This is a genomic window from Pseudomonas sp. CGJS7 (genome assembly GCF_036961695.1).
Genome location: NZ_JBAMDI010000130.1, coordinates 1 through 21,484, shown reverse-complemented (window position 1 = coordinate 21,484; position 21,484 = coordinate 1). Strand labels below are relative to the sequence as shown.

Genomic DNA, 21,484 nt, shown 5'->3' with positions numbered 1-21,484 from the left:
TATCGAGAGGGAGGCAGCGCGAATTGAAGATACAGTTCAGGGTAAAAAAACCATTCAGCATCCGTGTCAGTTCACAGTGACTCGCAAGGCAAAAGCGTTCAAGGCTGATTATTTGCCGGGATATTTCTGACATCCCGAAAACTACGGACTTATATGTAGTCCATATCGTGATTTATTGTAGGAACAGTCCTACTTTAAGTGTTGAATTACTTTATCCCGCGCACAAAAAACCCGGGACCTTGCCCGGGTTCGCCGCTTGCGCCATCCACCGTCAGTGATGCGCCATGTCCAGCACGACGCGCCCGCCGCACGGGCATTGGTCCATGTAGCGATGCGCCTCAACCACCTGCTCGAACGGGTACACCTTGATGATCTGCGGTGTCAGCAGCTGGTCGGCCGTGAACTGGTTGATATCGCGCAAGGCACGCTGCAGTGCCACCTGATCCTGGCTGATGCCAAGCTCTGGCTTGCCGGTGAAATTACCGATGCAGTGCACATAGAACTGAATGTTCTTCTGGAATGCCGCGCAAGCCGGGAACGGCGTCTGGTTGCCGCCTTGCAGACCATACAGCACCAGGCTGCCACGCGGCGCCAGCACATCACCCAACAGCGACATCTGCGGGCCGCCCATGCCGTCGAGCACCATGTCCACACCACGGCCATCGGTGTACTTGCCAATCTGCAGCAGCAGGTCTTGCTCTTCGGTGACGATCACTTTGTCTGCGCCCAAGCCCAGCAGGTAATCACGCTGCGCCGCTTCCTTGGTGGCGGCGAATACTTTCAGCCCCAAGGCCCTACCCAGCTGCACGAAGGCAGGCCCGGCGCAATGGCTGGCATCGGTGACCAGTGCTGTCTGCCCGGCCTTGGCCCGTGCCAGGTCGACGTAGGCGAAATAGGCGATCAGCAGCGGGGTGTAGTGCACGCTGGCCTCGATCGGAGTGAGCACATTCGGGTAGCGCGTGATGGCTGTACGGGGCAGTACGATGACATCGCCGTACACCGGGTGGTCGTTGGCACTGGTGGCCGGGAAGCTGGCGACCCGGTCACCGACGGCAATGTCATCGACCCCTTCACCAACCGCAGTCACCACCCCGGCCATTTCGTGACCGATCCCCGCTGGCAGACGCGCCTGGGACGGTGCCAGATTCTGGCGCCAAAGCACGTCATACCAGCTGACGCCAACCGCTTCGACGCGGATCTGCACCTCGTCGGCAGCGGGTGACGGTTCGGCCTGCTCTTCGCAACGGAGCACGTCGGCAGCGCCGAACTTGTGGAAACGGATCATGCGGGACATCGCATACCTCGCCTTTGTGAACCTCTAATTACCACTGACTCTATCCGGGCTTTGCCCGTTAGACCATCAGTGGCCATTAATAGTCGACATGCTTGTCATCGATTGGGCACCTGACTTTCCCTGCGATTGGTCCCCCTAAACCCGTGCAGGGTAACAGCCTTTGGCCTTAAGATTCACCTCTGCCCCACATTAGGCGAAGCGCACCGATGAATCGAAACGACCTGCGTCGTGTAGACCTCAACCTGCTGATCGTGTTCGAAACGCTGATGCACGAGCGCAGCGTGACCCGTGCCGCAGAAAAACTGTTTCTCGGCCAACCGGCCATCAGCGCGGCGCTGTCGCGCCTGCGCAACCTGTTCGATGACCCATTGTTCGTGCGCACAGGGCGCAGCATGGAACCGTCGGCACGGGCCCACGAGATCTTCGCCCTGCTGTCACCGGCACTGGATTCGATTTCCACGGCAGTCAGCCGCGCCGCCGAATTCGACCCGGCCACCAGCAATGCGGTGTTCCGCATCGGCCTGTCGGACGACGCCGAGTTCGCCTTGCTGCCGCAACTGCTCAAGCGCATTCGCGCCGAGGCGCCCGGTATCGTGCTGGTGGTGCGACGGGTCAACTACTTGCTGATGCCAACCCTGCTGGCCTCGGGCGAGATTTCGGTGGGGGTCAGCTACACCAGCGAACTGCCGGCCAACGCCAAGCGCAAGGTGCTGCGCCGCAGCATGCCGAAACTGCTGCGCGCCGACAGCGTACCCGGCAGCATCACCCTGGATGACTTCTGCGCCCGGCCCCATGCACTGGTGTCGTTTGCCGGGGACTTGTCCGGGTTCATCGACGAAGCCCTGGAAGAAATCGGCCGTAAGCGCCACGTGGTGCTGGCGGTACCGCAGTTCAACGGGCTGGGGAGCTTGCTGGCAGGCACCGATATCGTGGCTACGGTACCGGACTACACGGCGGATGCACTTACGGCCGCCGGCGGCTTGCGGGCCGAGGACCTGCCGATACCCGTGCGCAGTTTCGAACTGCACATGGCCTGGCGCGGGGCACAGGACAACGACCCGGCGGAGCGGTGGCTGCGGTCGCGGATACAGATGTTCTTCGGGGATCCTGACAGTCTTTAGAGGATCGTGTCCCGAGGGGTGGTGTAACTCATCCTGCGGCGCTACTGAGCGTCCTCCCCGCCTATGCTTGATCAGCAGAAAACCAAGCCTGACCACGTAAGGATTATTCCTTACCATTCAATCAATACATCCGGGGGAACGCTCATGCCTGCCATCCACGAAATCGCCACGTTGACCTCGAAGGGGCAGCTCACAGTGCCCAAGTCCGTTCGCCAGCTTTTAGGCCTCGACACGGGTGGCAAGATCGCATTCGACGTACGTGCCGGGGAAGTCGTGGTCAGCCGCGTAGAAGCCATCCATGAGGACCCTGCCATCGGTGCGTTCCTGGGTTTGCTGGAGGCTGATATCCGAAGCGGGCGCAACCTCACCACCCTGCCGGAAGACCTGGCGCAAACCATGCTCGCCAATGCGGGCCACGCTGTAAATCTGGACGAAGATATCGACAGTGAGGTCGCGATCTGATGCTGCGACATGGCTGGACACTGTTGTTCCATGAAGGTGTGACTTTACAGCTACGCAAATTGCAAGAAGCCGCCGCCCGGGCCGAGCAGAACGACCTGCAAGGTTTTGAAAGCAACGCCAACGTCAAGCTGTTTTGGGCATTGAGCCATCTGATCATGGAGGCTGTGCCTACCGACCCGGGCAGTGATGAGTTCCGCCAAGGCAACACGCTGGGCACCGCCTACCGACATTGACGGCGGGCAACAATCGGCAGGTGCTTTCGGCTGTTCTTTCGCACGGCCGATCTAGAACGCCAGATACTAGGCTCGCCGCATATGGCCGGGGGGCACATCATGGCGCTGGCCTGCAACCTGCCCTGGACAGCCATGGAAACCATAGATGCCTTCCTCGCAGAGCAAGCCCAGTACGCCGCACGCCACCCTGTACAGCTGGCACCGGGAGCCGTTGCCTTGCTCGCCCGACTCAAAGAAACAGGCGCTCGTATCACCGCATATGGGGGAAGCCCCAAGGCAGCGATCTTCGACCGCTACCTGGCGCCGGTAAGTGAGTACTTCGATGCCGACCTGCCTTACATCGACATGGGCCACGCACGTCCGGGCATGGCTGAAATCCACCGTCAAACAGCTACCGGTGCCGGCGAGCTGGTGTTCATCGATGACCTGAGCCGGGTCGCCCAAGTGAGCAAAACGCTCGGTTGTGGCTTTATCGGCAAACCCGCAACCCTGTACCAGAAACAGCAGATGCAGGCATCGGGTGTGCGGTTCATCTGCAAGGATCTGGACGAGATCGACCAGACACTCTTGCAAGCGCTGGACCAATCCATGCGACTAGAGCACCACTAGCCCGCATCGCACTCACGCTCAATTCACTGCCAAGCCAAGCACCGCCTGCATGGAATATACCCCGGCAGGCTGATGCCAAGCCCAGCGTGCCGCCCGCAGCGCCCCTCGGGTGAAAACCTGCCGATCTAGTGCCTGGTGGCTAAGGGTAAATACTTCTCCTTCGCCCGCAAAGATGAGTGAGTGATCCCCCACCACTGAGCCCCCCCGAAGGGTGGCGAAACCAATGGTGCCCACTTCACGCGGGCCGGTCAGCCCATCCCGCACGCGCACCGCCTGGCTGCCTAGGTCCACCTGCCGGCCCTTGGCGACCGCTTCCCCCATCATCAACGCCGTGCCGGACGGTGCATCTACCTTATGACGGTGATGCATTTCCAGCACCTCAGCATCCCAATCCTCCGCAGGTAGCACTCGACCGGCAATTTCAGCGAGGGCACTGAGCAACTGCACCCCTACGCTCATGTTGCCAGACTTGACAATGCGCGCCCCTTGGCTGCCAGCAATCGCCGCTTCCTGCTCGGGGTTGAAACCAGTCGTACCAATAATGTGAACCAACCCTCGGGCCGAGGTGTACTCCAAGCATTGCAACGTGACTTCGGGCTGGGTGAAATCAAGCACGCCATCAGCCCCGTCGAGCGATCGCAACATATCGTCAGTGAAATGCACCCCAGTCGGGCCACTCCCCACCACTTCAGCGCAGTCCTTGCCAACCAAGCTGGAACCAGGCCGTACCACCGCAGCATGCAGGCACGCACCCTGGGCATGAAGCAAGCTTCGCACCAGTCTCTGACCCATGCGCCCCGACGCGCCCAATACCACCAGTCTTATTGGTCTATCCATAGGTATCAAAACGTCTCCTTTAAAAAACGGTCTGCACGACCGGTATGAGGTACGAGACCTCTAAAAACACACCCTCAACGAAATTTGTGCGGCCGGCTCATCTCGCGCCGGTAAGGCTTCATAGACGCTTTGAGTACTGGCTCAACGCACATTGCGTTTCTGCACCCGCTCATTCAACGTTTGCCGGGCTACACCCGAGCGCTGCTGGACTGTTTGTCTCTACCGCTAACCGGCAAGGCTTGACTCTACCGTAAGGGGCAGACTTTACCCTTGGCACTTCATTACCTGGAGTTTGTCATGAAGCGCAAACGCATGCTCGTAATCCTCGGCCACCCTTCGAACGACAGCTTTTGCGGCGCTGTGTCCGAACGTTATGTCGAGGCTGCCACGCAAGCAGGCCATGAGGTGCGCCTGCTGCGCCTGGATACCCTGGATTTCGATCCGGTCTTGCACGATGGCTATAACCAGATCCAGTTGCTTGAGCCCGATCTGATCAACGCACAGAACGACATTACCTGGGCCGAACACCTGACATTGGTGTACCCGATCTGGTGGGGCGGCATTCCGGCGTTGCTCAAGGGGTTCTTCGACCGCGTGTTTCTGCCCGGTTTTGCCTTCAAGTACCGCAAGGGCTCGCCTTTCCCGGATAAGCTGCTCAAGGGCCGCACGGCTCACCTTCTGGTGACCATGGACACGCCGCCGTGGTACTACCGATGGGTGTATCGCATGCCGGGCCTGCACCAAATGCGCAAGACCACCCTGGAGTTCTGCGGCATAAAACCTCTGAAAACCCTGACCTTCGGTCCGGTATTGGGCTCCAAGCCGGAACAGCGTGAAGCCTGGCTCAAACAAGTCCAGGCCGTCGCCAGCCGCTGATCGGCCCCGGTCGGGCCGTGCCCCTGCGCTGCCCAGCCGAGCCACCCTGCTGTGACGCCTTGTTCAGCTTGGCTTCCCACCCCCTGACGCTTGTGCAAAAATGTCGCGCGCCTGTACGAGCACGCGACATCTTTTCGCTTCTGATGCGTCAAAAAGGGATTTTCATGTACATCGGCAAAGCCGCCCAGCTGTCGGGCACCACCGTCAAAAGCATCCGCCATTACGAAGAAATCGGCCTGTTGCCACCCCCGCAACGCGAAGGCAAGTACCGCATCTACAGCCAGCAAAGCGTAGAGCTGCTGACCTTCATCAAATGCGCTCAGCAACTCGGTTTCAAGCTCAAGGAAATGCAGGCCATTCTGCAGGATCATCGCGGCCAGGAGCTGCCCTGGGATCTGGCCATGCAGGCCATCGATAACAAAAAGCAGGAATTGATGGGGCAGATCCAGGCCTTGCAGCAAGTGCATGACGGCTTGGTTGAGTTTGAGCTGAGCCTCAAGGATGCTCAGATGCAATGCCAGTTCGAACACCTGGAAAAAGCCCGCTGAATCCGCTCCGCCGCCCCTGAACGGCCATGGCGCCCGGTGCCGTTTTCAGCACGCAGGCGCCCCGGCGATTTAGCCTGGCACAGCCCCACCCCCCGGCTGCTCGCCCTCTTGCACTGCTGGCTGCGGCACAATCGAGGCAAAGAACCACGGCGAAATCAGCGTGACCAACAAAATGGTCATGAAGCCGCTGGATGACAGCGCCAGTATCACCAATACCCCCAGGTCAATGACGGGTTTGTAGGCGGAGAACAGCAGCGCGACAAAGCCCATCGAGAAGATCACGACGTTGACCACCGTCGAGCGCCCGACGCCCTGCATGGCCATCAGGATGGCCTCGTCGATCTCGATGCCCTTCTGCACCAGCATCTTGATCCGTGACAGCAGGTGAACGGCGTAATCCACCACGCCCACCACCAGGAACGTCACCAGTGTGGTACCGATGTTCAACTCGATATCCAACAGGTACATGCTGCCGTACACCGTCACCGACGTGGTCAGCAACGTCAGCATGCCGAGAATGCCCAGGCGTACTGACTTGAGCCAGAACATCATCATCAAGGTCACGGCCAGCAACGCCAGCGAGAAGCTCAGCACCTGACCCTGGGTGATTTCCTGCAACACCCCGGTCCATATGTACGGCGTACCGGCATGGGTGACTTGCAGGTTGGCCGGTTTGTTGATGACCAGCCAGGCGTCCAGTTTATCGAGCATCGCCTGGTAATCGCCCGCCACAGAGGAGGTCATGGTGAACAGCGTCACCGCCTTCGAGTAATCGGCATTGAGCACGTTCTGCAAGTCAGTGCCGCCACCGTTCTCGAACATCATGATGTGTTGTTCGATGAGCGAGTTGCCATCGACATCGAAGGTCTCCGGTTTGCCGTCATCATCGACCACCGTCACCTGCTCCACCGCCTGCGGCACCCGCAGGAAAGCAGGGTTCATGTCGTTGAGCACGAGGTTCATGCGCTTGATGTAGGTTGCCACCGAATAGGTGTAACTCACGTTCGGCTGGGCCTTGATGAACTGGTCCAGACGGTCGAGGAACTGCACGGTTTCAGTGGTCAGCGCGCCACGCGGAGTCTTGGTGTCGAAAGCGATCCAGCCCGGCGATGTACCCGCGACTCCAGCCCGGTTGATGAACTCGTCGGACATCCGCACCGGGCTGTCCTTCTTGAAGTAGGCAATGCCCGAGTCTTCGATATCCACCTTGAACGTGAACACCGTCATCATCGCCAACAACGGCAGGGTCACCAGCAATACCGGCTTGCGCCAGCGAATCAGCCAGGCACAGAACACCACCAGATAGTGGGAGATCAGCGACTCTTTCAGTTGCACTTTGCGTGGGACGGCATCTTTGCCCCAGATCGAAATCCACGCCGGAATCAGTAGCAACGAGATGATCAGCGCCGCCGTCAGGCCGATGGACATGAATACGCCAAAGTTGCGGATGCTGACAATGTTGTTGGTGGTGGAAATCAGGAACGTCGCAATCGTCGTGACCGTTGTCAACACTACCGGCGTGACCATCAGGCGCTGGGTTTCACGGTTGGCTTCGCGGAAAGACTTACCCGAATTGAGCTGTTCGTAATACTCGGCCATGACGTGGATCGCGTCGGCACAACAGATGGTGAACAGGAACACCGGCAAGACACTGGTGAGCAAGTCCATCGGCACACGCAGCAGCGCCATCAGGCCAAGGGTCCAGATGGTGCAGAACAGGATATTGAACAGCGGCAGCACCACGCCAAGTGGTTTGCGAAAGAAGAAAACCAGCAGAGAGGTGACCAACAGGAACACGATCGGGAACAGCATCGCCAGGTCGTGATCGATGATTTCCTGCTGGGCCGCAATGAAGATCGGCATGCCGGCGATGAACACCTCATCGGTGAACTCCGGGTGGGCGGCCTGGTACTTCGCGATGATCTCGCGGACCTGGTGATAGGCACGCAACTGGGCCTGAGCGTCGTCCTGTTTGGTGCCCAGTTCGGCGACGACCATGGCGACTTTCTTGTCCGCCGAGACGACGCCACCGACCATCTGCTCGTTGCCCATGATCTGCGCTTCGACCTTGATCGGGTCCATATCCAGGGCGTGCAGGGTCTTGTGGATCCACAACTCGCCATCGGCACTCAAGCTGATGTTTTCCAGATCAGCCATCGAGGCCATTTCCTGGATCGGGTTGAGCCGCTCGGCAAGAAACCTCAAAAACTGCAGGTCATGGCTGTCCCAGTTCCGGGCAATCCCATGGTCACGAAGCGCTTTGGCGGCAGCGTAGTTGTTCTGCGAAAAACCCTCGGCGAGGATCTGCACCAGCAAAGCCTGAGCATCAGGGTCGCCACTGTGGAGGCCGACGATGCGCTGCAGTTCGACACGGTCCTCATCGTTCGCCAGCATCAACCGGCGTATGGCCTGGGACAGCTCGAACTGGGCGTTCAACGACGTGGTGTTGAAGACACTCTCGGGGTTGTTCAGCGCCACCATGACCGAGTCATAGGTGCCGGTGAACTCGCGCTGCAAATCAATGATCGTCTTGCGCGCCGGGTGAGTGTCCTTGAGCAGATACGGATTGGTGTCCGACATCAGCGCGCCGAGGGTGTAGGTGAAGTAGGCGGTGATCGCCACCAGCACGAACACAATTGCCCGCGCATAGCGCTCGACGAAGTTCAGGTATCTTTCCATGAATGAGGGTTCCAGATGAATCGGGAGCGGCGCTTAGCGGGCAGACACGGCGTATTCCGGCAAGTCGCCGGCTTTCAGCCCGCGCTTGATCGCGGTCTGCGTGAACAGGCGGTCGTCCAGCGCGACGTTGTACTGCAACTGGTTGAAGCGCAGCTGAGAGCGCGTACCGGCGATGAAGTCCTCGGTTTCGCTGAGGGTAATGCTGTCGATCTGGTCGATGGTTTCAGTCTTCAGGGTGCGCATCTGCTTGAACATCACACCTTTTACATCGAAGAAGTCCTGGCGCAGCACCAGTGAGTTCTTCTTGTCAACCCAGACCTTGAGCTTGTTGTAGCCGGTCTTGGCCAGCACGGCAGGCGTCGCCGGCTCACGCTCGATCACGTAGCAATCGCGGCCCTGCAACTGCTCTTCGCCAACCAGCGTTTGGCGATAGTCTTCGGCGCGAATCTTGTCGAGGTCGGCATAGGAGTAGTCGCTCCCCATGAACGCCCCGCGTTTGTCGGTGGTGGAAATCCTTCGGGTCTGTCGGCTGACCGGCAAATACATCCATTGGCTGTCTTCGAGGCCCAGGGCCTCGCGCGGGTTTTCGATGTGGAAGGCGACGTCACGTACATCACTCGGCGAGGAGAAATACATGGTGAACTTGTCGCTGTCCGGGTAATCCTTTTGCAGGTAGCTGAACTCGCGGATGCGGCTGTTACCTTGCTTGTCGATCAGGATCAGGGACACCTGGGACATGAAGCTCTTGCCGTCATCGCGGTCCCGGGCCTGGCGAATGATTTCGTCGGCCGTGCGTGTTTCAGCTGCCATGGCGGCAGCGGCGCTCAGCAGCAGTGCGCTTACAGTCAGGGTCTTGAAGATGGGCAACATGGCGATTTCCTTTTCATTGTTTGAGTGGTTCGCACACCGCACCGGTGTGGTCAGAACAGATAACCGGCGGACAAGCGCACCTGGTCGCGGTTGTCGTACGCACCGAACTGGCGGTCGGGCTTGCCGAAGAACACATCGACTTCGAGCCCCAACTTGAGCCAGTCCACCGGTTTGTAGGTGAAGATCCCCTGAACGAAACTGTCGTCCTGCGCTGGCGGCGACATGCCGAATACCAGACGGGTCTTGAGGCGATCCTGGAACTGCGAGCCTTCGGCAGACACGGTGAACAGGTCGTCGCGCTTGTCCTGGACCATGCCGGGCTGCCAGTCGAGCAGCCGCTGATGTTGCCACTGCGTCGAGATCAGCCAGTCCCGCAATAGGTAATCGACGCCCAGCAGCGACTTGGTCATCGCCGTCTGGTCGCTGCCGTAAGCGCGGTAAGGATTGGTGACGCGCCAATTGTCGAAGTAGGCGACTTCACTGCGTACCACGATGCTGTGGCCGGCATCGATGGCCACACCGGCGCCGCCCATGGAATAGCGCGGGAATTGCCGCTCGAGGCGAATCAGGCCCTCTTCGGTCTGGCCTTCGACGGCGTAGACCGGGTCCTGTTGGCGGGCGTTGAGGGCAACGAAGCTGACATCCACCGTGCCGACCCGGCCGTTGGCACTGGCGCCGTAACCGAAGCCACTGTGACCGTCATAACCGGGCCGCGAATCGACCACGAACATCTGCGGATCGGGTGTGGCAAAGATCGGTGCATCGAACTCGCTGCCGACGGCCGGCGCCTGGTTTTTCACAAAATCAGTGATCACCAGCGCTTCCAGCTCCCACTCGGCGACCGGCTGCACCAGGCGAATCATCGGCACGGCGATGCGGCTGTCTTCCAACAGACCGATCACACCCTCGCGATAATCCAGCGGGTTGATCTGATCGAGCACCCGTAATTCATCTGCACGCCCCCACACCACCTGCTGCCAGCCCACCGTCAGCTCGCCGTCACCGACGTAGAGCCCCCAGTAAAGGTGCCGCCAATCGGCAGTGGCCCGGTAATCATCCCGGGCTTGCGCGCTGTATGGGTTGTTGCCGTCATAACGGAAGTCGTAACGGGCTCGGCCCTTGGCCTTGTAGTAGCCGCTGTCCCAGGCATCCTCCAGGCTGAACTTGAGGTACACGGCCTTTTGCGTGACCCGGTCGTCACCGTGCAGACGCACGGCCGTGGCAACGCCGATCTCCGCTTCATGATGCTCCGGCAACCACTCGGCGATCGCCACTGGCGGGCCGAGGCTGACCAGCGCGGCCAAAAGGCCGCGGTTCAATCCCAGTCGAGCCATGGCTACATTCCCAACCCGGCACCGCCGTCGATCATCAGGCTTTGCGCCGTGACACCACCAGCCTGCGGGCTCGCCAGATAACGAACCATGGCCGCCACTTCGTCGCCCTGAATGAAGCGCCGCAGGGGCAACTTCTTCTTGGCATTGCGCAGGATCTGCTCGTGTGTGATCCCGGCGATGCGCGCTTGAGCCGCCAATTCGCCTTGCAGCATCGGTGTGTCGATCCAGGCGGGCAGGATGGCATTGACGGTGATTCGCCGTGGCGCCAGGTCCAGCGCCAAGGCTTTGGTCATGCCGATGATGCCGTGCTTGGAGGCGCAGTAAGCGGTGTTGCGGACCTTGCCCGCTCGGCCGAGGATCGACGACATGTTGACGATCCGCCCACCATCGGCCATCAGTGGCAGGCACAACGAGGTGACGTAAAAGGTGCCGTTGAGGTTGATCGAAATGACCTTGTGCCAGTTGTCGAGGTCTTCGGGTTCGTTCTCGTCGCAGACCCCGGCGCTGTTGACCAGCACATCGACAAAGCCGACCCGGTTGGCCAGGCCCTTGAACAGAAGTTGCAGGCTGGCGAGATCGGCGATGTCCGCTTGATGGGTTTCGATGCGAGCGGCAAATTCGCCCTCGGTGACCCAGCTCTGCAAGGTTGCCAGATCCCGATCAAGCAAGATCAAAAGGTGCTCGGCCTGGGCTGCAAAATTTTCCGCGACGGCGCGGCCAATACCATTGGCCGCGCCGGTAATCACAATCGTGCGTACCTGGCTCATGGCATTTTCAATCCGCCGTTGACGGACAAGACTTCGCCCGTGACGTACAGGCCGCGCTCGGCCAGATACAGCACCGCGTCGGCAATTTCTTCAGGCCGGGCGAAGCGTTTGATCAACAGCCGCGACTGGATTTCCTGCTCATGGGCGCCGACCAGGGCTTGGCTCATGTCGGTGCTGACGATGCCGGGCGCCACCGCGTTGACCCGGATGTTGCGGGGCGCCAACTCCACCGCCAGTGCGCGTGTCAATGCTTCTACACCGCCTTTGGCGGCGGCGTAGTTGCTCTGGCCCTTGCCGGGCTTTTGCGCGGCCACCGAACTGAGGTTGACGATGCACCCGCTGCGTTGGCGCATCATGCAGGGCAGCACCTGCTGACAGCACAACAACGTGCCGACCAGGTTGGTCTGGATGACCTCGGTGATGTCGCTCAACGATTGCGTGGCGAGCAATCCGTCACGGGTAATACCGGCGTTGTTGACCAACAAGTCGATACGCTCGAAACGTTGCTCGACCCGTTCAAAAAACGCCTGAATGCTCGGCGCTTCCTTGACATCACACTGCACGGCCAGGCACTCCCGGCCAAGCCCTTCGACCTGCGCCTGCAAGGCAGCGGCCGACGCCTCGTCACGGACATAACTGAAGGCAACCTGATAACCCGCGCCGGCCAGGGCCAGCACGATGGACTTGCCAATGCCACGGCTGCCGCCGGTCACAACAGCTATTTTCTGAGTCATGACCGCTCCTTAAAGTGAGTTTTGAGTTTTGAATTGCGCGAGGGTGAAACCGTGGGTCGCGGCCAGTGCGCGGACCTGCTGAACTTGCTCACGGCTGATATCCCCGTAGGAGCCGTGCTGGCTCATGCCAGACAAGCCCATCAACACCGACTCGGCCATGCACGCATACAGCTGACCTTTTTTCAGATAGGCCCGCACGTTGGGCGCCAGGCCGTCGTCGAACGGCGTCTGGACGATGCCGCCGTGCATGTAGAGCACGTCTTCGCGTTGGCTCGGCAGGTCTTGATGGACGTTCAGCGGCACGGCGATATCGCAAATCACGCTGCGCTCGGCAAAATGTTCGGCACCGAGGAACGGCTGAGGCGCATTGGCAGCGCACAGGACAATCCGTGCGCCCTTGATGGCGTCGAGATCGTTGGTGACCGTGATGAAGGCGTTCGCGCCAAGGCGCTCATCCACCAGACGGGCGATGTGCAAACCGAGGTCGGCTTTTTGGCCATGTGAGTGCAACAAGCCACGAAAACCATCAAGGGTCAGCAGTCGCTGGGCCAAGCGGTCGTTTTCGGCCGTGCCTTTGAGGATCGAACGGGCCGCGTCGGCGTAAATCTGTTGCGCAGTTTTCTCCAGGCGCCGAACCGAGCCGTCACGACCGCTGCCAATCAGAATCAGGTGATCGACGGTGGCGGACAGCACCGAGGCATAGGTCGACGCAACGTTACCGGCGGCACCGACAACGGCAGCGGTTTGCTCGCAAAGTGCCAAACCTTGCTGTACACAGCCTTGCTCGATGGCTTCGAGCCCCATGCCGATGGTCAGGGCGTTGCCGGACGTCAGCGCCATGTCGGCAATCTTCAGCGCCTGACAATTGTTGGTGACGATCGAGGTGTACATCCCGAGGCCGGCGATGCTGCAGCCATCGGCGCGGGCATCGGTGACACGCCTGCCGACTTCTTCGCGAATGCTGTCCAGGTCACCGCTGCGGATGTACTCGGCCATGGCATCCGAGTCCATGCACAGCGGGTATAACGTGAACTCCACCGCCATGCCGAGGCGCGACCGAATGATCACCGGGCCGACTGGCACAGCGCGGCGTTCAGGCTTGGTGCGATTGATGAACGTGCGTTTTTGTTCCGGGCTCAGGGCTGCCAGCGAGGGATCGACGTCACCGAGGATATCGGCATCGATCAGGTGGTTGATGAACGCTACCCGAGCGACGACTTCGACCTTGGCATCCCTGTTTTCAACGGGCTCGGCCACCCGAAAATCGTCCTGACGGGCTGGCACGGCGGGCATCGAGTCCGCGCAGATACCCGCCGCCAACGGCAAGGCATCGCCACGGCGCAGCATGTCGCAGACCCGTTGCAGGGCAGCGATCAGCTTGTCGATTTCGCCCAGGGTGATACAGGCTGGCGGCTCCAGGCGAATCACGTTGGAGTTGCTGCCCGACGGTGCCACCCGCAACGCTTCGAATTGCAACAGGTAACCGGCGATCAAGTAACCCAAGGCATCATTGTACTGGGCCGACGCCTGTACCAGCGAGCTGCTGACACTCAAATCGTGCAATTCCAGCCCCACCAGCAAGCCACGCCCGCGCACATCGGCGATCACATCCGGATAGGCCATCTTCAGTTCATTGAGCGAGGCTTTGAGGTAGGCGCCCTTGGTGCATATGTCTTTGAGCATCGCGTCGTCATCGGCGAACAACCGGCGCAATGCCGACAGCGCGATATGGCAGGACGGGTCGTCCTCGGCGAAGGTCGAGCTGTGGATGTAGCTGAACTCGCCTTCGTAGTGGCTGCTGCGGATCACCGTCGCGGCGATTTTCATCAAGCCGCCGCCGAGGGCCTTGGACAGGCAATAATAGTCGCCTTGCAGGTTGAACTGGCTGCTGGCAAGAAACGTCCCGGCGCGACCAAAACCCGACTGCACTTCATCGACCACCAGCGGGCATTGTTGCTCGTTACACAGCTTGCGCAGCCCCAGATAGAACTCGGCCGCGAACTCGTTGATACCGCCTTCGCCCTGAATCGGTTCCATCAACACAGCGGTAATCGCACTGAACGGCAGTTGCAGCACGTGCAGGTGTTCGCCGTCCCATTGCAGGCTCAACCAATGGTGCGTGTGCCGTGCCGGCAATTCCTGCAACTGATGGGGCTGCTGTGGGTCGATGAACTCGACGTTCAGACCAAAACGGGAAAACGGCGCGCGGTACTGACGGCCATAGGTCAGTTGCACGGTATTGACCAATTTGCCGTGGAAGCTGCCGCGCAGGGCGACGAATACCGGTTCGATGTGCAACTGCGCCAGGTTGTGTTGGCGAACGGCTTCAACCACCTGACGCAAGGTCACGCTGTTAAGGGTGGCCGGCAGGACACCTGCAGGCAGGTCGAGGTCGGCCACATCCAGTTCGCGGTAAGCGTGTTCGCTGGCGGTCAGGCTGGCCAGGGTGAAATCGATGTCGTCGAACTGCTTTTGCAGGCTCTTCTGGCGACGGAACTCCGCGTGCTTGACGGCGATCTCCACCGCCTCCGCGCCGCTGTTGGAGAAAGTCGAAATATAACGTTCGGTGTTCTTCAGTTCTCGATTGAAGGCGTCGCTGAGCGCTCGCCCCAATTGCCCGGCCGCACCGCGGATCGACATTTGTGCGTTGAACGGCACGTCGCTGCGCAGCAGCGCACATAGCTGATCGACAAACTGTGGGTCGTTGTGGCCGAACAGTGCCGCACCGTAACCGCCGAGAAAGTCGGTGACCGTGACCATATCGCCCTTGGGGTTGCGGTAGAACAACTGGCTACCGAGGGCGCGCTCAAATTCACACTCCAGGCCCAGTGCCTGGAGCAGGCCGACGAATTTGGGCCGAACGAAATCGCGATAATCCATGACAGTCATATCCCTTGAAAGTAAAAAAGAGGCGGTAGTCAGCGGCAGTCCTGAGTGACCTTTGCGCTGTAGAGCACTTGATAGGCGGCGCTGAATCCGTTGTCGTCGCGGTTCAGCACCAGGCAATGCGCAAGGCTCGCGGCGTGGGGCGCGCCCTGAATGAACGGCAGGTTCGCCACTGGTTGCTGCAAACCGGCAATCGGCGGCACGCTTTGGGCCAGCAATGCGCAACGCGCAAGAGTCAGATCCACCAGGCTCGGCGCCGCGCTGAGAATGCCGTTGATCGCCAACCCGCTGGTGATGTGCGAGGCGCGCGCAAGGGCCAGCGTCTGGCACAACACGCGGTCTTTGTGCGCATCGCCGGTGCCGCTGCACACCAACACATCGGTTGGGCTGTCGGGCAGGCTCAAGCGACCGAGGGAGGCATGGGCCGTCATGTCGGCGAGGCACGCCTGAGGACCGGCCGGCAGGTCTTCGCGCCGGCGCAGCACCAGCGCTGCCGCGCCCTCCCCGGCAATGCCGCCAGTGCCCCGAAGGTCAAACGGCAGCAGCGTGTTCGAGCCGTTGGCGCTGATGACACCCGCCTGGACCAACCCGGACAGCGCCAGGGCATCCAGCTCGCTGCCCGCGCCGACAACGATTGCCGCGTCAATTCGGCCATCCTGCAAAGCGGCCGTAGCCTCACGCAAGGCTGCCAGGTTGCCGGCGACACCTTGCATATAGGCGTTGCACTCGCCCACCAGTTTCAACGCCAGGCTGGTGACACCCAGCAAGCAGTTGCTCAAGCCTTTGAGCACCAGAAAAGGGTCCTGGGCACGGTCTTGCAGGATCCGTTTGGCGAACGCCGCCATGTCGGCGACGCCGTCCTGCCGACAGCCGTGCAACAACTCGGCATAGGATTCCAGAGACGGATGGGTGTAGCCGCCCTGACAGCAATACAAACCGAAACGGACATCCGGCTGCTCATCGGCCAGGCCGGCTTCTTCCAACGCCTGACGTACCGCGCTGACACCCCAGATCACTGCCGGCGTGCAGTAACGCTGAAGGTTTTGCGCAAGGTCTTGTCGGCTGCGTTGGTGGTCCTGATCCTGAATTTGCCCGAACGCCACCACGCGTTCGCTGCTGAACCGTCGGGCGTTCAGCGCCGTAATTGCACTGCGCCCTTCGGTTGCGGCCGCCCAGAAAGACTCGACACCCCAGCCGCTGGGCAACACGCAACCCGCACCGGCAATCGCGACCGCCTGTTTCATCGCGGCGCCTCCCGGTACTTGCCCAGCGCCAGCGAAGTGTTGAGGCCGCCGAAACCGAAGGAGTTGCTCAGGGCAACGTCGACCTTGCGCTTGACCGCTTGGTGGGCGCAGTAGTCGAGGTCGCATTGTTCGTCGGCATCCTGCAGGTTCAGGGTCGGCGTGACTCGATCATCCCGGCAGGCCAGGGCCGTGAGCATGAACTCCGGTGCTCCGGCGGCCGCAATCAGGTGGCCGAACTGGGATTTGTTGGCCGTCACCAGCAACCGCCGATAATGTTCGCGCTCGGCGAACAGGGTCTTGATCGCCAGGGTTTCGGCGGCATCGTTGAGGGGTGTCGAGGTACCGTGGGCATTGATCAGATCGACCTGTTGCGGCGCCAGCCCGGCATCCGTCAGGGCCGCCTGCATCGCCAGCACCGCGCCCCGGCCCTGCGGGTCGGGTGCGGTGATTTTGTAGGCATCCAGGCTGCTGCCGAAACCCAGCACTTCGGCGTACGGCGTTGCCCCTCGGGCAAGCGCCCGTTCGAGGGTTTCGAGCACTACGAAACCACCACCTTCACCCGCAATCAAGCCACTGCGATGGCGGTCGAACGGCCGACACAGTTCGGTGCCCCAACGCTGTTCGCTGCTGGCGGCGCCGAGCAGATACAGCGCGGTCATGGTGTCCAGGCTCAGCACCGAATCGGCGCCCCCGGCAATGGCCAGCTCGATCTCGCCGCGACGGATCATCTGGAATGCGTTGCCGATGGCCTGGGACGCTCCCGCGCAGGCGCTGCTGACATTGATCACCGGGCCTTCACTGCCGATGCCATCGGCAATCACCCGCGCAAGGCGGTCGTTGCTCTGACACAGTGAACTGTCAGGATCGACCTGCGCCTGTCGCGCCATCAATTGAGCCCAGGACGGCGCCTGCGCCGGGTTATCCGCCAGGCTGAGCAGCATGTCCTGCAAACGATGAGCAGGTGCGCCGGACGCTGACAATACCGCCGCGCCACGCAACTGTTCGGGGCTCAGACCACTATCGGCAATGGCTTGGGTGGCCGCGACCCAGCCAAAGCGGGTGCGTTTTTCCAGCGACAATCCCCAGGCCGGATGGTCTTTCAAGTGTGCCGGCATCAAGCCCATATCCACGGGCGCTGCGTAACGCACGGGGAACGCACCCGCCTCGACGCCTTCCGGTTGCCATGGCCGAATGCAATGCTCGCCGGCCAACATTCTTTGCCACATGGACTGCCACTCGAAACCGAAGCCGGTGACGGCGCCCATGCCCGTGATCACGATCCGTGTGGGGCTCATGGGTAACTCTCCATTGTCTCTGTGTCCGACGACGTTCTGGCCAGCAGTACCGCGCCCCAATGCCCGCCTCGGCTATGTTCGAGCAACAGCGTGTAACGGCTGCAATCCAGTGCCCAGGTCACAGCAATTTCGCTGAGCAGGGCGCTGGCGCCCAAGTCGCCTAGCAACGCCTTGGAGTGTTCGAGGGTGTGCCCCGATAGGCTAAACAACGCGGCAATCTGCGGATCCTGTGCATCGGCGACGACTTGCCCGATATCGTTGAGGCACAGTTTTTCGTTGCTCAAAGCACGCTCAATGACGTCGCGACCAACCGCCAGTCCACGCTCGGGTTGCGCGCTGTAACCACGGGCAAACCCGGCAATACGCAACGCAGATCGAGCACCGCTGCCCGGGTTGGTCGTCAGCAACAGTGCCGCAGCACCTTCGCCGAAAACCCACGGGCCGGGGTTCACAGGTGGGTGAGTAGCGTCACGCAGGTACAACGCCGGGGTGATGTTCGGACTGCTGCTGACGACCACGGCAGCATCGGCACGGCCTTCGCTCAGATGGGCAGCGGCCTCCATCAAAGCATCCAGCCCCGCATTGCCCTGGGAGCAAAAACCGCCCATGGGCCCCTTGCAACGCAAGGCCTCAGCCGCGTGGGCCATGACGCTGCTGTTGAGCATCATCAGCGCATGCAGCGGCGGTGTGTGGGCAAAGAATTGCGCCAACAGATCTGCCGGTTGTGCGCCAATGGCCTGCACTGCATCCCAGCACGAACTGGGGCCATCCACTTCCGGAATGGCAGCGATCAATGCGATCCGCTCGTCGGGCAGTTCCAGCCCACGCAAGGTCTCGGCGAGACGGCCGGCGCAATACAGCAGGCGCGCGCCCTGAGGCTCGAGGCTGCGGGACAGTCTGCGGTCGTACACACCCGCCGGCAAGGCGGGTGCTGCGACACAATGGGCCAGACGTGCCGGGTCGAAATCCAGGGGTTGCGCGGCCTGAGGTTGACTGTCACGAGGCGCACATTCAGTACCGGCGGCGTTGAGTACCGACGCCGCAGTGATATAAACAGCGGTTGAATTGGATCTGGTCATGTCATGCCCTGCCCAGCACTAACGAACTGTTCACGCCACCAAACCCAAAGGAGTTGGAGAGCACGACATTGATCGGTTGCTGCAACGGTTCGCAAAGGAATTTCAACGCCGGAAACTCGGATTTTTCCGGCTGAAAATTGAGGGTCGGCAAGGCCACGCCCAACTGAATGCTCATCAACGACAGCACCGCCTCAATGGCACCACTGCCGGCCAACGAATGCCCTATGGCAGATTTGTTGGCGGTGAACGTCATCTGCTCCAGGGTTTCGCCGAAGACCTGCACCAGGCCCAGGGCCTCGCAACGGTCATTGGCCTGTGTCGACGTACCGTGAACATTCACATGGTCCACAGCCGCACTGGTCAGTTCGGCATCGGCCAGGGCCGCCGTCATGCAGGCGGCATACTTGCTGCCGTCGCGGCTGCTGGAGGTGATTTTCTCTGCCTCGCACAGATTCGCGTACCCCAGCACCCGGCCCAGCGAACAGGCCTGACGACGCTCGGCATGCTCGCGGGATTCCAGCACCAACAGCGCCGCCCCTTCACTCAGCACAAAACCGCAGCGGTCCGGCATGAACGGCCGGCTCTGTTCTTGTGGGGAAAAGTCCACGCGCTGGCAGAGTGCGCCCAGCCCATCAAAGCTGTAGTAGGACAATTCATGGGCCATCAACTCCACAGCGCCACACAACGCCAGGTCGATCTCGCCACGGGCGATCGCCCGATAGGCACTGCCGATGGCCATGGTGCCGGCGGCACAGGCATCGGAATGCGTGGAGATATGGTCACGGACACCCAGCCATTCGGCGAGATGGCGGGTTTGCTGATCAACCCGCCGGGCGAACGCCCCACCGCTGAGGGTGTGGTTATCCAGGAACTGGTCGAGATCGACCCGCCCCTGATCGTCCATGTAACGGCTGGCGTCCCGCAAATCACTGCTCACGCAATATTTGTTGGCCCCGACGAAAATACCGCTGGCGACTCGGGCAAATGCGCCGTCGGCCAACCCGGCATGGGCCAGCGCCTGACGGGCCACGTAATGCGCCAGCCATTCCTGGCGGGAGGTGGTCTGCAGGTCGCCCGGAAAGGCCGCCGCGATGACCTGCCATTGTTGATCATCGATAAATCCGGCCGCCGGGTTCGCAAACCCCAGTTCGACAAACGCCGGGTGCTGGCCAATGCAGGAACGGTTTTCGCTGATCGTCGTGAACAGCGAGGCCGCATCCAGTGCCGTGGGAGCCACCAGTCCATAGCCGGTGACCAGAACCTCTCGGGCCTGCATCAAGGCACCCCCTACGCCGAAGCCTTCAACTGGGCGGCCGCGTACTGCTCAACCAACAGACGCGAGATAGAGTCACCGTCCAGAGGGGTCAGGCGAGCACTGCAACCGCCACACACCACTTGTTGGCGTTCATTGAGTTGGGCATGAGCCGCGCCACACTCAGGGCAGGTTTCGGGGAGGTGGTTGAACACGTTATGGCATTGCTGCGCCCAGTTCCGCACGGTGGTGGCCGAGAAGACATCGCCCGGCTGCATGCCCACGTGAAGCTGGCCCGGCGCATAAGCGCTGAGGCTCTGCTCCAGCAAGGCCACGCCGTCCTGCGTGATTCGGCCATTTTCGACAAACCGGGTGGCGTCGCCGAACACCGCTACCGCGTGATCCAGCACGCTGGTTTTCGGCAAGGTGCAACCGTACTGACGGCCCAGCTGGAAGCTCAGGTCGACGATGTCCAGCGAGTCGGCGCTGAGGTCGTCAACGATACTGCTGTGCTCTGTCACGTCGCCCCTATCCAGCACCAGCAACTGCGCAAGAATATCCTGTGTACTGCTGATAACGCTGTCCAATTCCAACGGATTATTCATTGAGTGTTTCCCTACAAAAGCCGCATTGAATGAATAAAGTCATCGGGCCAAAAAAAGCTGTTTTAAGGCCAGATCTATCGGGGGCCGGGAGTCTAAAGTCTCCCCCTAAGGGGAGAGTCAACGTGCCATCAGTGCTTTTTGCGAGAAATCCCGACGCGCCCTGAAACCTTTGATTTATGCAGCTCAATGGGGCTTGGAGAGGGGTCGTAAAATGACAAAATCGATTGCTTGAAACAGCACGATAGTTCCAGAAGCGGGATATCACCGTACCCGCAAGCGGCGCCCTGAGTGCTTCAAACCATGAAGGACAAGGCGCCCGTCAGCAGTGCCAGCGCAGTGATCACCAGAGAAGTGAGCACGGCCCACTTGAAGGTGGCTTTCTGGAAATCACCGATATCGCGGTCGACCATGCCCACCAGCAGCAGGGTCGAGGCCACCAGCGGGCTCATCAGGTGAACCGGCTGGCCAAGCACCGAGGCGCGGGCGATTTCCACCGGGTCGATGCCGTACGCGGCCGCGGCATTGGCCAGGATCGGCACAACGCCGAAGTAGTACGCGTCGTTGGACAGCACGAAGGTCAGCGGCATGCTGGTCAGCGCCACCACCAGCGGGAACCAGTGGCTCCACGCTTCCGGAATCCAGTCCACCAGCGTCTGGGCCAATGCATCGACCATCTTGGTACCCGAGAAAATACCGGCAAAGATGCCCGCGGCGAACACCAGCAGCACCACGGTCATGGCGTTGCCCGAATGGGCGAGG

Annotated in this window: 19 protein-coding genes and 1 pseudogene; 6 read left to right on the top strand and 14 right to left on the bottom strand. The window is 60.8% G+C overall.

Annotated features, from left to right (window positions below; all coding sequences use genetic code 11):
• Window positions 1-271 precede the first annotated feature (271 nt).
• Complete coding sequence (locus tag V7787_RS43495) at window positions 272-1,294, bottom strand: zinc-dependent alcohol dehydrogenase family protein (RefSeq protein WP_014591301.1); 1,023 nt, start codon at window positions 1,292-1,294, stop codon at window positions 272-274.
• Between the two features lie 206 nt (window positions 1,295-1,500).
• On the opposite strand from V7787_RS43495, the gene V7787_RS43490 reads away from it, so the two are divergent.
• The 4 genes and pseudogenes from V7787_RS43490 (at window position 1,501) to V7787_RS43475 (ending at window position 3,719) form a co-directional block, all read left to right on the top strand.
• The gene (locus tag V7787_RS43490; protein ID WP_003253946.1) at window positions 1,501-2,415 is read left to right on the top strand and encodes a LysR family transcriptional regulator; all 915 of its coding nucleotides are present in this window, start codon (window positions 1,501-1,503) and stop codon (window positions 2,413-2,415) included.
• 144 nt (window positions 2,416-2,559) lie between these two features.
• Complete coding sequence (locus V7787_RS43485) at window positions 2,560-2,877, top strand: type II toxin-antitoxin system PrlF family antitoxin (RefSeq protein WP_198748196.1); 318 nt, start codon at window positions 2,560-2,562, stop codon at window positions 2,875-2,877.
• A pseudogene (locus V7787_RS43480) lies at window positions 2,877-3,107 on the top strand (type II toxin-antitoxin system YhaV family toxin); the annotation flags it as partial. The gene V7787_RS43485 and the pseudogene V7787_RS43480, both read left to right, overlap by 1 nt.
• Before the next feature lie 102 nt (window positions 3,108-3,209).
• Window positions 3,210-3,719, top strand: coding sequence for a hypothetical protein (locus V7787_RS43475; RefSeq protein ID WP_196766235.1), 510 nt, complete (start codon window positions 3,210-3,212; stop codon window positions 3,717-3,719).
• A gap of 18 nt (window positions 3,720-3,737) precedes the next feature.
• On the opposite strand, the gene dapB is transcribed toward V7787_RS43475, so the two are convergent.
• A complete protein-coding gene (gene dapB / locus V7787_RS43470; RefSeq protein ID WP_198748195.1) occupies window positions 3,738-4,556 on the bottom strand; it encodes a 4-hydroxy-tetrahydrodipicolinate reductase in 819 nt (272 codons plus the stop codon).
• 297 nt (window positions 4,557-4,853) lie between these two features.
• Between dapB and V7787_RS43465 the strand changes: the two genes are divergently transcribed.
• The gene (locus tag V7787_RS43465) at window positions 4,854-5,432 is read left to right on the top strand and encodes an NAD(P)H-dependent oxidoreductase (protein WP_003253953.1); all 579 of its coding nucleotides are present in this window, start codon (window positions 4,854-4,856) and stop codon (window positions 5,430-5,432) included.
• Between the two features lie 164 nt (window positions 5,433-5,596).
• Entirely contained in the window at window positions 5,597-5,980 is a 384-nt protein-coding gene (locus tag V7787_RS43460) for a MerR family transcriptional regulator (RefSeq protein WP_003253954.1), read from the top strand.
• A gap of 69 nt (window positions 5,981-6,049) precedes the next feature.
• On the opposite strand, the gene V7787_RS43455 is transcribed toward V7787_RS43460, so the two are convergent.
• The 12 genes from V7787_RS43455 to V7787_RS43400 form a co-directional block, all read right to left on the bottom strand.
• The gene (locus V7787_RS43455; protein WP_336093850.1) at window positions 6,050-8,659 is read right to left on the bottom strand and encodes an efflux RND transporter permease subunit; all 2,610 of its coding nucleotides are present in this window, start codon (window positions 8,657-8,659) and stop codon (window positions 6,050-6,052) included.
• A gap of 33 nt (window positions 8,660-8,692) precedes the next feature.
• Entirely contained in the window at window positions 8,693-9,529 is an 837-nt protein-coding gene (locus V7787_RS43450; RefSeq protein ID WP_198748193.1) for an outer membrane lipoprotein-sorting protein, read from the bottom strand.
• Window positions 9,530-9,579: 50 nt separating this feature from the next.
• Window positions 9,580-10,863, bottom strand: coding sequence for a DUF1302 family protein (locus V7787_RS43445; RefSeq protein WP_104887490.1), 1,284 nt, complete (start codon window positions 10,861-10,863; stop codon window positions 9,580-9,582).
• Window positions 10,864-10,865: 2 nt separating this feature from the next.
• Window positions 10,866-11,630 carry an SDR family NAD(P)-dependent oxidoreductase gene (locus tag V7787_RS43440; protein WP_129932931.1) on the bottom strand — a complete coding sequence of 255 codons (765 nt, stop codon included), beginning with the start codon at window positions 11,628-11,630 and terminating at the stop codon, window positions 10,866-10,868.
• On the bottom strand, window positions 11,627-12,364 hold the full coding sequence (locus V7787_RS43435; RefSeq protein ID WP_020190178.1) for a 3-oxoacyl-ACP reductase family protein: 738 nt from the start codon (window positions 12,362-12,364) through the stop codon (window positions 11,627-11,629). The genes V7787_RS43440 and V7787_RS43435 overlap by 4 nt, the downstream gene beginning before the upstream one ends.
• 9 nt (window positions 12,365-12,373) lie before the next feature.
• A complete protein-coding gene (locus V7787_RS43430; protein ID WP_198748192.1) occupies window positions 12,374-15,244 on the bottom strand; it encodes an aminotransferase class III-fold pyridoxal phosphate-dependent enzyme in 2,871 nt (956 codons plus the stop codon).
• Window positions 15,245-15,282: 38 nt separating this feature from the next.
• Complete coding sequence (locus tag V7787_RS43425) at window positions 15,283-16,494, bottom strand: beta-ketoacyl synthase N-terminal-like domain-containing protein (RefSeq protein ID WP_064493109.1); 1,212 nt, start codon at window positions 16,492-16,494, stop codon at window positions 15,283-15,285.
• Window positions 16,491-17,789, bottom strand: a complete 1,299-nt coding sequence (locus V7787_RS43420) for a beta-ketoacyl-[acyl-carrier-protein] synthase family protein (protein WP_064493110.1) — start codon at window positions 17,787-17,789, stop codon at window positions 16,491-16,493. Before V7787_RS43420 ends, V7787_RS43425 begins: the two co-directional genes overlap by 4 nt.
• A complete protein-coding gene (locus V7787_RS43415; protein ID WP_064493113.1) occupies window positions 17,786-18,700 on the bottom strand; it encodes a hypothetical protein in 915 nt (304 codons plus the stop codon). The genes V7787_RS43420 and V7787_RS43415 overlap by 4 nt, the downstream gene beginning before the upstream one ends.
• Before the next feature lie 169 nt (window positions 18,701-18,869).
• Complete coding sequence (locus V7787_RS43410) at window positions 18,870-20,144, bottom strand: beta-ketoacyl-[acyl-carrier-protein] synthase family protein (protein WP_198748190.1); 1,275 nt, start codon at window positions 20,142-20,144, stop codon at window positions 18,870-18,872.
• 11 nt (window positions 20,145-20,155) lie between these two features.
• Window positions 20,156-20,725, bottom strand: coding sequence for an acyl carrier protein (locus tag V7787_RS43405; protein WP_064493112.1), 570 nt, complete (start codon window positions 20,723-20,725; stop codon window positions 20,156-20,158).
• Between the two features lie 293 nt (window positions 20,726-21,018).
• On the bottom strand, window positions 21,019-21,484 hold a 466-nt coding region (locus V7787_RS43400; RefSeq protein ID WP_198748421.1), incomplete at its 5' end, for an SLC13 family permease.

What these genes read in the sequence shown, in the direction of transcription:
- V7787_RS43455 (WP_336093850.1), bottom strand. Translation starts at nt 8,659, where the DNA reads ATGGAAAGATACCTGAACTTCGTCGAGCGCTATGCGCGGGCAATTGTG.
- V7787_RS43440 (WP_129932931.1), bottom strand. Translation starts at nt 11,630, where the DNA reads ATGAGCCAGGTACGCACGATTGTGATTACCGGCGCGGCCAATGGTATT.
- V7787_RS43410 (WP_198748190.1), bottom strand. Translation starts at nt 20,144, where the DNA reads ATGCAGGCCCGAGAGGTTCTGGTCACCGGCTATGGACTGGTGGCTCCC.
- V7787_RS43430 (WP_198748192.1), bottom strand. Translation starts at nt 15,244, where the DNA reads ATGGATTATCGCGATTTCGTTCGGCCCAAATTCGTCGGCCTGCTCCAG.
- V7787_RS43435 (WP_020190178.1), bottom strand. Translation starts at nt 12,364, where the DNA reads ATGACTCAGAAAATAGCTGTTGTGACCGGCGGCAGCCGTGGCATTGGC.
- V7787_RS43405 (WP_064493112.1), bottom strand. Translation starts at nt 20,725, where the DNA reads ATGAATAATCCGTTGGAATTGGACAGCGTTATCAGCAGTACACAGGAT.
- V7787_RS43495 (WP_014591301.1), bottom strand. Translation starts at nt 1,294, where the DNA reads ATGTCCCGCATGATCCGTTTCCACAAGTTCGGCGCTGCCGACGTGCTC.
- V7787_RS43465 (WP_003253953.1), top strand. Translation starts at nt 4,854, where the DNA reads ATGAAGCGCAAACGCATGCTCGTAATCCTCGGCCACCCTTCGAACGAC.
- V7787_RS43460 (WP_003253954.1), top strand. Translation starts at nt 5,597, where the DNA reads ATGTACATCGGCAAAGCCGCCCAGCTGTCGGGCACCACCGTCAAAAGC.
- V7787_RS43450 (WP_198748193.1), bottom strand. Translation starts at nt 9,529, where the DNA reads ATGTTGCCCATCTTCAAGACCCTGACTGTAAGCGCACTGCTGCTGAGC.
- V7787_RS43425 (WP_064493109.1), bottom strand. Translation starts at nt 16,494, where the DNA reads ATGAAACAGGCGGTCGCGATTGCCGGTGCGGGTTGCGTGTTGCCCAGC.
- dapB (WP_198748195.1), bottom strand. Translation starts at nt 4,556, where the DNA reads ATGGATAGACCAATAAGACTGGTGGTATTGGGCGCGTCGGGGCGCATG.
- V7787_RS43490 (WP_003253946.1), top strand. Translation starts at nt 1,501, where the DNA reads ATGAATCGAAACGACCTGCGTCGTGTAGACCTCAACCTGCTGATCGTG.
- V7787_RS43475 (WP_196766235.1), top strand. Translation starts at nt 3,210, where the DNA reads ATGGCGCTGGCCTGCAACCTGCCCTGGACAGCCATGGAAACCATAGAT.
- V7787_RS43420 (WP_064493110.1), bottom strand. Translation starts at nt 17,789, where the DNA reads ATGAGCCCCACACGGATCGTGATCACGGGCATGGGCGCCGTCACCGGC.
- V7787_RS43445 (WP_104887490.1), bottom strand. Translation starts at nt 10,863, where the DNA reads ATGGCTCGACTGGGATTGAACCGCGGCCTTTTGGCCGCGCTGGTCAGC.
- V7787_RS43485 (WP_198748196.1), top strand. Translation starts at nt 2,560, where the DNA reads ATGCCTGCCATCCACGAAATCGCCACGTTGACCTCGAAGGGGCAGCTC.